Consider the following 10154-nt stretch of genomic DNA (forward strand, 5'->3'; position numbering starts at 1 on the left):
CCTCCACGACCCCGCCGGCCGGCCCGGCGCCGTCGTCCACTGCTCCCGCCGCACCTAGCGGGTTCAGCCTCGGCAGCATCACCGCATCGCTGCTGAAGCCCTCCACCTAACAAATTTTGACCCGCTAGTCCGCTTCGTCACCCAGGCTCAACGCCGAGCCCGAATTGAAAGGACCGCCATGTCCCTGAAGTCCTTCCCCAAACCCTCCGAGCTTGCGGTCCCCGCCGGCGCCGAGGGCTGGGAAAAGATCTACCCGTACTACCTGGTCTTCCAGGACAAACTCAAGGAACAGGAAGACGCCAAGTTCTGGTTCTGCGACAGCCAGCACTGGCCGACCGTGTTCAAGCCCTTCGAGACGATCGGCGGCGAATTCGCGGTCAAGTGCCTGGGCCAGTACAACGCCCGGCACCTGATGATCCCCAACGCCAACGGCATCGAGTTCCGCGTCCACCTGGGCTACCTCTACATGTCGCCCATCCCGGTGCCGGAGGACCAGATCGCCGCGCGTGTGCCCCTGTTCGAACAGCGGGTGGGCCACTACTTCCAGAACTGGGACCAGCTCCTCAAGCAGTGGCACGTCAAGGTCAAGGGCACCATCGACGAGATGGAAACCATCTCCTTCCCCAAGCTCCCGGACGTTGTCCCGATGGAGGACATCCTCTCCGGCAAGGGCAAGGACGGTTCCGAAAAGCTGCTGGAGAGCTACGACCGGCTGATCCAGCTGGCCTACCAGAACTGGCAGTACCACTTCGAGTTCCTCAACCTGGGCTACATCGCCTACCTGGACTTCTTCAACTTCTGCAAGCAGGTCTTCCCCAACATCCCCGACCAGTCCATCGCCACCATGGTCCAGGGCGTGGACATGGAACTCTTCCGCCCGGATGACGAGCTCAAGCAGCTCGCCAAACTGGCTGTTGAACTACAGCTGCAGGGGCATTTCGGCAACACGGACGACGTCGCCGCCACCCTGGCTGCCATCGCGGCGGCCCCGGGCGGGGACCGCTGGACGGCCCAGTACGAGGCCGCCAAGGACCCGTGGTTCAACTTCACCGTGGGCAACGGTTTCTACGGCCACGACAAGTACTGGAACGAACACCAGGAAATCCCGCTCGGCTACATTGCGGACTACATCCGGCGCGTGGACGAAGGCCAGGAAATCATGCGCCCGGTCGAGGCCCTGATCATCGAACGTGACCGCATCATCGGGGAATACCGGGAACTGCTGGAAGGCGAAAACCAGGGCCTCTTCGACGCCAAGCGCGGACTCGCCGCGACCGCGTACCCGTACGTGGAGAACCACAACTTCTACATCGAGCACTGGACCATGGGCGTCTTCTGGCGCAAAATCCGCGAACTCAGCCGCATGATGCAGGCCGAGGGCTTCTGGACCGAACCGGACGACCTGCTTTACCTGGGCCGCAACGAGGTCCGCGATGCGCTCTTCGACCTCGTCACCGGCTGGGGCGTCGGCGCCAAGCCGATCGGCCCGGACTACTGGCCGGAGGAGATCGAGCGCCGCCGCGGGATCGTGGACGCGCTCAAGACCGCCCGCCCGGCCCCGGCCCTGAACACCCCGCCGGAAATCATCACCGAACCCTTCACCCGGATGCTCTGGGGCATCACCACAGAACAGGTCCAGCAGTGGCTGGGCGCCGGCGAAGCGGTCGAAGGCGGCGGCCTGCGCGGCATGGCAGCCTCGCCCGGCGTCGTCGAGGGCCTGGCCCGCGTCATCACCGACGCGGACCAGCTCTCCGAGGTGCAGCAGGGCGAGATCCTGGTCGCCACGGTCACGGCACCGTCCTGGGGACCGATTTTTGGCAAGATCCAGGCCACCGTCACGGACATCGGCGGCATGATGAGCCACGCCGCGATCGTGTGCCGCGAGTACGGCCTCCCGGCGGTGACCGGGACCGGCTCGGCGTCCACCACAATCAAGACCGGACAGCGGCTGCGCGTGGATGGCACCAAGGGAACGGTCCAGATCCTCGACGCTGAGGAACCGGAACTGCAGGTCGCCGGACCCGGAGCGCACAGCCACAGCCATGTCTGACCCGAATATGCCTACTGCAGAATATGACGGTGCGGGCCAAGGCGGCCAGCCGGCCCGCACCGTCCTGATCACCGGTGCCGCCGGCGGCCTCGGCCGGGCGTTCGCGCTCGGCTTCGGCCGCCGCGGCTACCGTGTGGCGGTGGCGGACGTGAACCTTGACGGCGCGGAGGAGACCGCGAAGCTGGTCCGGGAAACCGGGGCCGACGCGGCCGCCTTCCACGCGGACGTCACGAGCGTCGACTCCACCGAGGCCCTCGCGAAAAGCTGCGCGGACTTCGGAAAGGGGAGCATCGACGTCGTGCTCAACAACGCGGCGGTGTACGCGGGGGTCACCCGCAGCCCGTTCGAGGACATCGACCCGGCCGAATGGGACCTGGTCATGAACGTGAACCTCAAGGGCCCCTGGCTCGTCACCCGAGCGGCGAGCCCGTACCTGACCGACGGCGGGCGCGTCATCAACCTCTCCAGCGCCACAATCTTCAGCGGCTCGGAGCAGTGGCTGCACTACGTCGCCTCCAAGGGCGGGGTGGTGGCCCTGACCCGGGTGATGGCCAAGGAACTGGGCCGGCGGGGGATCACGGTCAACGCGATCGCCCCCGGGTTCACCCTGACCGAGGCCAGCTACGGGCTGATGGAGAACGCCGAGAACTACGGTGTGGACCGCGGAGCGATCAAGCGGGCCAGCCAGCCGGAGGACATCGTGGGTGCGGCGCTCTTCCTGGCCGGGCCGGACAGTTCCTACTACACCGGCCAGACCATGGTGGTCGACGGCGGACGCCAGTTCATCTGACCCCCCCTCACTCAACTTCCCGCTTCAACACAAGGAGGACCAATGCCAACGGTTCATTTCACCGACGCCGAAGGCGCCGTCCGCGACGTCCAGGGCAATCCCGGCGACTCCGTCATGGAAACCGCGGTGCGCAACGGCGTCCCCGGCATCGTGGCCGAATGCGGCGGCTCACTGTCCTGTGCCACCTGCCACGTCTTTGTCCGCGAGGACTGCCTCTCCCAGCTCCCGCCGATGGCGGACATGGAGGACGAGATGCTCTACGGCACCGCCGTGGACCGCGAGGACAACTCGCGGCTGTCCTGCCAGCTCCGGCTGACGGACGAGCTCGAACTCTTTGTCACCACCCCGGAAACCCAGGTGTAGTGATGGTCACCCATCTCGCCGCCGCAGAGCAGACCGCCACTGAGCATGTCCCCGCAACGCAGACCGCCGCCGGCGCCGCAACGCAGCCGGAAAGCCCTACCCGCACCGGCCTGCTGATCATCGGCGCGAGCCAGTCCGGCGTCCAGCTCGCTGTCTCCCTCCGCGCGCTCGGCTTCGACGAGCACATCACCCTGCTCGGCGACGAGGACCACCGCCCCTACCAGCGCCCGGCCCTGTCCAAGGAGTTCCTGCAGGGCACGGTGGAAAGCGAATCCTTGATTTTCCGCTCCAACGAGTACTGGGCCGAACACAACGTGGACCTGGTCAAGGGCGAATACATCGTCAGGATCGACAAGGAGGCCGACGGCTCCGGCGTGGCGCACTCATCCTCCGGCAAGCAGTTCCCCTTCAAGCGGCTGGCCCTCACCGTGGGCGCCCGCGCCCGGAAGCTGGAGATCGAGGGCGGGGATCTCGACGGCGTGCTCTACCTGCGCAACGCCGACGACGCCCTGGCGCTCAAGGCCAGGGTGGGGGACGCCCAGGACGTCGTCGTGATCGGCGGCGGATTCATCGGCCTCGAAGCCGCGTCCAGCCTGCAGAAGATGGGCAAAAACGTCACCGTGCTGGAATTCGGTCCCCGCCTGGTGGGCCGCGCCGTCGGCGAGGAAACCGCCGACTATTTCCTGCAGGCACACCGGTCGCGCGGCCTGGACATCCGGCTGAACACGAGCGCCACGCGCTTCACCGCCGGCGCAGGTGGCGCGGACGACGGCGGCGCGGTAGCCGGCGTCGAACTCCAGGACGGCACGGTGCTGCCGGCGCAGATCGTACTGGTCGGCATCGGGGTCATCCCGAACACCCAGCTCGCCGAACAGCTTGGCCTGAGCGTGGACAACGGGATCGTGGTGGACCGCTTCGCGCTGGCCTCCGACGGCACCACCGTGGCGATCGGCGACTGCGCCAACATGCCCAACCCCGTGCCCGGCTCGGCCCCGGGGGAACGGATCCGGCTCGAAAGCGTCAACAACGCGATTGAACACGCCAAGGTGGCGGCCTACTCACTCACCGGCCGGCGTGAGGAATACGCGGGCATCCCGTGGTTCTGGTCCAACCAGGCCGACCTCAAACTGCAGATCGCCGGGCTGTGCAACGGCTATGACCAGACCGTGCTGCGGCGCGACGAGGAACGCGGCAAGTTCAGCGTCCTCTACTACCGCCAGGGCCAGATCATCGCCGCGGACTGCGTCAACGCCCCGCTGGACTTCATGGCCGTGAAAAACGCCCTCGCCAAAGGCCAGAACATCCCCGCTGAAGCCGCCGCGGACCCGGCCACACCCCTCAAAACGATCACCACGGACAGCTAACTCCACTCAGACAGTAAGTCGGCCCCACCCGAAGGAGCACTATGACCACCCCCAAGACCCCGGTTGCCGACGCCGACGCCGGCGCCGCGAACCCGGTCTCCGAAAACCCGGCGGCAGGCAATCACGCTGCTGTTGATTCCGCTGCTGTTGATTCTGCTGCTGCGGACTTCGCCGCCGCGTACCCGGTCCGGCCGGTCCCCGCGCCGGGGCCGGTGGACACCGCCCCGATCGCCACCACCCCAGCCGCGCTTGAGGAACTCGACAGCCTCTGGCAGGCCGTGGTGCACGAGACCCGCACCCGCGGCAACGACGTCCACCTGCCCATCTCCCTCGCCTTCGCCGAGCGGCTCTGCCGGGCCTACCCCGAGGCCGACGCCGAACTGGTCAGGGTGGCCACCCTGCTGCACGACACCGGCTGGGCCCACGTGGACGAATCCCGCATCATTTCCGAGGGCTTCACCGGCGACTGGCGCAAGGCCACCATCCGCTACGAACACGAGAAGCAGGGCTGCGACGTCGCCCGCCGGGTGCTGCCGGGCCTGGGCTATCCCGCGGAATTCATCGAGCGCGTCTGCGCGATCATCGACGGCCACGACACCCGCCCGGTGGCGCAGTCGCTGGAGGACGCGCTGATGCGCGACGCCGACAGGCTGTGGCGCTTCGACCAGGCGGGTATTGCCCTGGCCTCCTCCTGGTTCAAGATGGACCCGGCAACCTACACCGACCGGCTGGCCACCGAAATCATCCCCGAGCTCATCACCCAGGCGGCCCACGACATGGCGACGGCGGACCTGAACCGCTCCACCGCGCTGCTCAAGACGGCGGTGATCCGGTGACCGCCGCCATGCACGACGCCCCCGCCGTGGCCGCCCGCGCCGCACTCGCGCTGCCCTACACACACGTGGACGACATCTTCATCGACGGTGCCTGGACCCCAGCACGCGGCACCGGCCGCAACCCGGTCACCGACCCCGCCACGGGCGAAGTCTGGGGCTCCGTCCCGGACGGCACCCCCGAAGACGTGGACGCCGCCGTCGCCTCCGCCCGCCGGGCTTTCGACGCCGGCGAATGGCCGCGGCTGGCGCCGTCCGAACGTGCCGCGTACCTGCTGCGCATCGCCGAGGAAGTGGAGAAGCGCGCCGGGGAGCTCTCGCTGACCAACACCCGCGAGAACGGCTCGCCGGTCTCGGAATCCGCCGGGGCGGCCGCCAACGCCGCGGGCATCTTCCGCTACTTCGCCACCCTTGCCGACTATCTTGAGCGCGAGGACGTGCGGCCCTTCCCCAAAGGCGGCGGCGAATCCATGGTCCGGCGCGAACCGATCGGCGTGTGCGCACTGATCGCCCCCTGGAACTTCCCGATCAACCTCGTGGTCATCAAGCTCGCCCCGGCGCTGCTGGCCGGCTGCACCGTGGTGATCAAACCGGCGTCGCCCACCCCGCTGTCGCTGCGGGTGATCATCGACGCCGTGGCCGCTGCCGGTGTGCCGGCCGGCGTCGTCAACCTCGTCACCGGTTCCGGGCGGCTGGGCGATGCGCTGGTGAAGCACCCAGGCGTGGACAAGGTCGCCTTCACCGGCTCCACCCCGGTGGGCCGGAAGATCGCGGCGGCCTGCGGCGAACTGCTGCGCCCCGTCACGCTGGAGCTGGGCGGAAAGTCCAGCGCGATCGTGCTGCCGGATGCAGACCTGGACGCGATGTCCAAGGTGCTGATCCGCTCCTCGATGCGCAACACCGGGCAGACCTGCTACATCTCAACCCGCATCCTGGCCCCCGCCAGCCGCTACGAGGAAGTGGTGGACATGGTCACCCGGACCATCGCCGCCGGCAAGCAGGGCGACCCGCTGGACCCGGGCACGGTCTTCGGGCCCTGCGCCACCGAGTCGCAGTACCGGACCGTGCTGGAGTACGTGGACGCCGGCGTGGCCGAAGGCGCCCGCGCCACCACCGGCGGCCGCGCGGCGGCACTGGGCGGCGGGCTGGAGGGCGGATACTTCGTGGAACCCACCGTGTTTGCCGATGTCACCCCGGACATGCGGATCTCCCGCGAGGAGATCTTCGGCCCGGTGCTTTGCATCCTGAAGTACAACGACGCCGGCGGCAGTGTTGACGAGGCCGTGGAGCTGGCGAACAACACTGAATTCGGACTCGGCGGGCTGGTTTTCGGCGCCGATCCGGACGCGGCGCTGGCCGTGGCGGACCGGATGGATACCGGCTCGGTGGGCATCAACTTCTTCGCCTCCAACCACGCCGCACCCTTCGGCGGCCGGCACGACTCCGGGCTGGGCACCGAGTACGGCGTCGAGGGTCTCAACGCCTACCTGAGCTACAAGTCGATCCACCGGAAGGTCTAAATACCCGCCCCATCAACAGCAACGCGGGGTCACATCGCGCCCATCCGGAGGTCCCGGACCGGCGCTAACTGACCCCGCGTTGCCTCTGCGCACGGACTTTCTGGCGCCGGAGGTTATCACTGCATCGGGTAGATCGGCCCTACCGGCGTCTGTGGCCCGGCCCGATAATCGGGGGTATCCACCCCTTGCAGACCATGGAGGCGATCGACGTGTCGGTTTATACGCTGGGAATCTGGCTGGTACACCCCGGCCGGGAGAATGATTTCGTGCAGGCCTGGCGGGATCTGGCCCGAAAGACCCAGGAAGACTTCCCGCACGCGAAGGCCGTGCTGATGCATGACCGCAACGTCCGGAACCGGTTCATCAGCACCGGCCCGTGGGAGTCCCTGGAACAGGCTGAAGCGTGGCGGGCGTCCGAGATGTTCAAGCAGAGCATGGACGGCATGCGCGAGATGCTGGAACATTTCGAGGCACGCACCCTGGACGAGGCCGCCAGCATCGGCTGGGATACCCCCTAGCCGCCGGTTCCCAAACCCACCCCAACGCGGGGTCACTTCGCGCCCATCCGGGGCGCTCCGATGGGCGCGATGTGACCCCGCGTTGGTTTAGATCAGGGGAACAAGGCGTCGCCGACGAAACCGCCCGCACGGCCGGGATGACCGTGCCGTTCAGCTCAGCCCTGCTGCCGCGGTTTGCTGGGGAACAGCGGGCGGCAGTCCGTGCAGACGTCGACGTCGGAATCCACCGACCTTCTGTGGCCCAGCGTGATCCTGCGTTCCAGCTCCAGGCGGCCATGCAGGGCCCATGCCATCACGGCCACGGACAGCAGGCCGACGGTGATCTGGACTGACGGGAGAGCCTCTCTCGTCGAGCCCGCCCACAGCCGCGGAGCACCTGGGGGAGCTGCCGAAGGCGGCCGCGGCTTCCGGGTGCCTCAAAGGCGCGCTTGCCGATGATCTCCTTGGGGGTTGCTGTCGATTGTCATGGCTGTTCCTGGGCTTGGAGGGGCGTCGTGGCTGCAGGAGTGGACGGGGGATTGCGGTGGCCGCTCCAGCAGCCGGGGACGCTTCCAAGATACCCTATGGGGTATTATTGTTAGTGCTAGGTGCTGCATCCGCGGCACCCCGATTTTGGAGATCCTATGTGCGCTGCAGTTCGTTGTAATCGTTGCGGAAAAATCACCTGGGCCGGCTGCGGCGAGCATGTCGACGCGGTTATGGCCGATGTACCCCAGGACCAGCGCTGCACCTGCGACGACTAAGCAGGCTGATCCCACGGAAGGTGCAGGCGCCGCCGTCGCCCGTCCAACACCAACGCGGGGTCACTTAGCGCCCGTCCCGGGCCTCGAGATGGGCGCTAAGTGACCCCGCGTTGGGGTGAGGGCTAGAGTTCAGACCGGGGGTACACCCCGCGAGGAAGTTTTCAGCCATCGCCACGAATCCGCGGCGCAGACGTACCCGGGAGTCATCAGTGCGGCACGGATCCAAGCCCACCATCCGCGACGTCGCGGAGGCCGCGGGAGTGTCCCTGACCACCGTCTCCTACGTGCTGTCCGGCCGCCCCGGCGGCAACACCCGGATCAGCCAGCCCACCCAGGACCGGGTTCATGCCGCGGCCGATGAGCTGGGCTATGTGCCGAACCGGGCGGCCCGCGGGATGCGGCGGGGACGCACCGACGTCGTGGCCGTTGCCATCAGCGACCTCGACGATGCCTGGGACCGCGCGCTCGCTGCGGCAGCCGCCACGATCCTGCCCCGGCACGGCTACCAGCCCGTGATCCTGCTGGGCGAAAGCTGGCGGCAGTTCATGCTCTCCGGCGGGGCCGACGGCGTCATCCTCGGCTCCCAGCCGGCGGAACGCACCGCCGTCGACCTTGAAACGATGAAGGAACTCGTCGAGCGCGGCGCGGCCCTGCTGGTTTTCTCGGACTCGGCGCAGCCGGACGGTGTCGAGGTCCTGGTGCCGGGAACTGCGGGGGCGGCCGGGGCCGAGACACTTTTCGAGCAGGCGGTCGCGAGGCTGCTCGCGCGGCTGTCCGCCTAAGCGCCAGGGAGGAGCCGGCCCCTTACTCGTCCCGCAGCGGACGCCGCGCCAGCCAGGCCGCGACGATCGCGCCGGAAATGTTGTGCCAGAGCGAGAACACCGCCGAGGGCAGCGCTGTGAGCGGGCTGAAGTGCGCCGTGGCCAGGGTGGCGGCCAGGCCGGAGTTCTGCATGCCGACCTCGAACGCCAGCGCCCGGCGGGCCTTGTCGTCCAGGCGCCCGAGCTTGCCGGCCAGATACCCCAGGCCCAGGCCGAAGCCGTTGTGCAGCACCACGGCGAGGAACACGATCCCGCCGGCGGCGACGATCTTGCTGGCACTTCCGGCCACCACAATCGCCACGATCAGGGAAATGACGACGGCGGAGGCCCAGGGCAATACCGGCAGCACCCTGGCGACGAGTTTCTTGAGGAACAGGCGGGCCAGCAGGCCGGCGATCACCGGCAGCAGCACGGTCTTGACGATGTCGAGCACCATGCCGCCGGCGTCGATCTGCAGGTAGGAACCGGCCAGGAACAGCACCAGCAGCGGCGTCACGATCGGGGCGATCAGGGTGGACACGGAGGCGACGGCGACCGACAGGGCGACGTCGCCCTTGGCCAGGAACGCCATCACGTTGGACGCGGTGCCCGAGGGCGCGCAGCCGACGAGGATCAGGCCCACCGCCAGTTCCGGCGACAGGTTCAGGCCGACGGCGATCAGCCAGCCGGCACCGGGCATGATGACATAGTGCGCCACGATGCCCAGGACCACGGCCCAGGGACGCTTGGCCACGGAGGCGAAGTCGGGCGGCGTCAGGGTCAGGCCCATGCAGAACATGATGATGCCCAGCAGGTACGGCACGCTGGGCCCCATCGGCTTGAAGGCGCCCGGCAGCAGGTACCCGGCGACGCCTGCGATGACGACCAGCAGCGGGAAGACGGTCACCGCGATGCGGGCGATCTTGGCCTCGGCGGCGAGGGCGGGATTTACCGGGACCGCGCCAGTGCTGGTCTCGGCGGCGGACTTCGGGGATTTGGTTGCCTCAAGCATCCAAGCATGGTGCCACTGCGACCGCTCCGCTGCCAGTTCGTGACCGCACCGCGCCTGAATATGTCGGATTTCAGGGCGCCGGCTAGTGTAGCGTGTCGGTGATTCCTTTGGGTATGGTTTTTTGTCAGACTTGATTCATGGTTTATCTGGCAAGGGCTTTG

At 67.8% G+C, this 10154-nt stretch carries 10 protein-coding genes; 8 read left to right on the forward strand and 2 right to left on the reverse strand.

All coding sequences use genetic code 11. From position 1 onward, the window contains the following. Nucleotides 1–178: 178 nt before the first annotated feature. From BJQ90_RS08420 to BJQ90_RS08450, 7 genes are all read left to right on the forward strand, one after another. On the forward strand, nt 179–2050 hold the full coding sequence (locus BJQ90_RS08420) for a PEP-utilizing enzyme (protein WP_226759843.1): 1872 nt from the start codon (nt 179–181) through the stop codon (nt 2048–2050). 7 nt (nt 2051–2057) lie between these two features. Next, nucleotides 2058–2840, forward strand: coding sequence for an SDR family NAD(P)-dependent oxidoreductase (locus tag BJQ90_RS08425; RefSeq protein ID WP_226759844.1), 783 nt, complete (start codon nt 2058–2060; stop codon nt 2838–2840). A gap of 42 nt (nt 2841–2882) precedes the next feature. Then, nucleotides 2883–3203, forward strand: coding sequence for a 2Fe-2S iron-sulfur cluster-binding protein (locus BJQ90_RS08430; RefSeq protein WP_226759845.1), 321 nt, complete (start codon nt 2883–2885; stop codon nt 3201–3203). Between the two features lie 2 nt (nt 3204–3205). Continuing rightward, the gene (locus BJQ90_RS08435; RefSeq protein WP_226759846.1) at nt 3206–4567 is read left to right on the forward strand and encodes an NAD(P)/FAD-dependent oxidoreductase; all 1362 of its coding nucleotides are present in this window, start codon (nt 3206–3208) and stop codon (nt 4565–4567) included. 41 nt (nt 4568–4608) lie between these two features. After that, entirely contained in the window at nt 4609–5403 is a 795-nt protein-coding gene (locus tag BJQ90_RS08440; RefSeq protein WP_226759847.1) for an HD domain-containing protein, read from the forward strand. Next, nucleotides 5400–6920 carry an aldehyde dehydrogenase family protein gene (locus BJQ90_RS08445; protein WP_226759848.1) on the forward strand — a complete coding sequence of 507 codons (1521 nt, stop codon included), beginning with the start codon at nt 5400–5402 and terminating at the stop codon, nt 6918–6920. Before BJQ90_RS08440 ends, BJQ90_RS08445 begins: the two co-directional genes overlap by 4 nt. Nucleotides 6921–7129: 209 nt before the next feature. Continuing rightward, nucleotides 7130–7438: an antibiotic biosynthesis monooxygenase gene (locus BJQ90_RS08450; protein WP_226759849.1), complete on the forward strand. Its 309-nt coding sequence runs from the start codon at nt 7130–7132 to the stop codon at nt 7436–7438. A gap of 155 nt (nt 7439–7593) precedes the next feature. On the opposite strand, the gene BJQ90_RS08455 is transcribed toward BJQ90_RS08450, so the two are convergent. Next, complete coding sequence (locus tag BJQ90_RS08455; RefSeq protein WP_226759850.1) at nt 7594–7731, reverse strand: hypothetical protein; 138 nt, start codon at nt 7729–7731, stop codon at nt 7594–7596. 659 nt (nt 7732–8390) lie between these two features. On the opposite strand from BJQ90_RS08455, the gene BJQ90_RS08460 reads away from it, so the two are divergent. Next, entirely contained in the window at nt 8391–8963 is a 573-nt protein-coding gene (locus BJQ90_RS08460; RefSeq protein WP_226759851.1) for a LacI family DNA-binding transcriptional regulator, read from the forward strand. Between the two features lie 22 nt (nt 8964–8985). On the opposite strand, the gene BJQ90_RS08465 is transcribed toward BJQ90_RS08460, so the two are convergent. Further along, nucleotides 8986–9993, reverse strand: coding sequence for a bile acid:sodium symporter family protein (locus BJQ90_RS08465; protein WP_226759852.1), 1008 nt, complete (start codon nt 9991–9993; stop codon nt 8986–8988). Nucleotides 9994–10154 lie beyond the last annotated feature (161 nt).

It is taken from the genome of Arthrobacter sp. SO3 (genome assembly GCF_020532825.1).
In the GTDB taxonomy this organism is placed as follows: Bacteria; Actinomycetota; Actinomycetes; order Actinomycetales; family Micrococcaceae; genus Arthrobacter.

Bases quoted from the DNA above. Each gene is read 5' to 3' on its own strand.
- BJQ90_RS08420 (WP_226759843.1), top strand. From the start codon at position 179: ATGTCCCTGAAGTCCTTCCCCAAACCCTCCGAGCTTGCGGTCCCCGCC.
- BJQ90_RS08425 (WP_226759844.1), top strand. From the start codon at position 2,058: ATGCCTACTGCAGAATATGACGGTGCGGGCCAAGGCGGCCAGCCGGCC.
- BJQ90_RS08430 (WP_226759845.1), top strand. From the start codon at position 2,883: ATGCCAACGGTTCATTTCACCGACGCCGAAGGCGCCGTCCGCGACGTC.
- BJQ90_RS08435 (WP_226759846.1), top strand. From the start codon at position 3,206: ATGGTCACCCATCTCGCCGCCGCAGAGCAGACCGCCACTGAGCATGTC.
- BJQ90_RS08440 (WP_226759847.1), top strand. From the start codon at position 4,609: ATGACCACCCCCAAGACCCCGGTTGCCGACGCCGACGCCGGCGCCGCG.
- BJQ90_RS08455 (WP_226759850.1), bottom strand. From the start codon at position 7,731: ATGGCATGGGCCCTGCATGGCCGCCTGGAGCTGGAACGCAGGATCACG.
- BJQ90_RS08465 (WP_226759852.1), bottom strand. From the start codon at position 9,993: ATGCTTGAGGCAACCAAATCCCCGAAGTCCGCCGCCGAGACCAGCACT.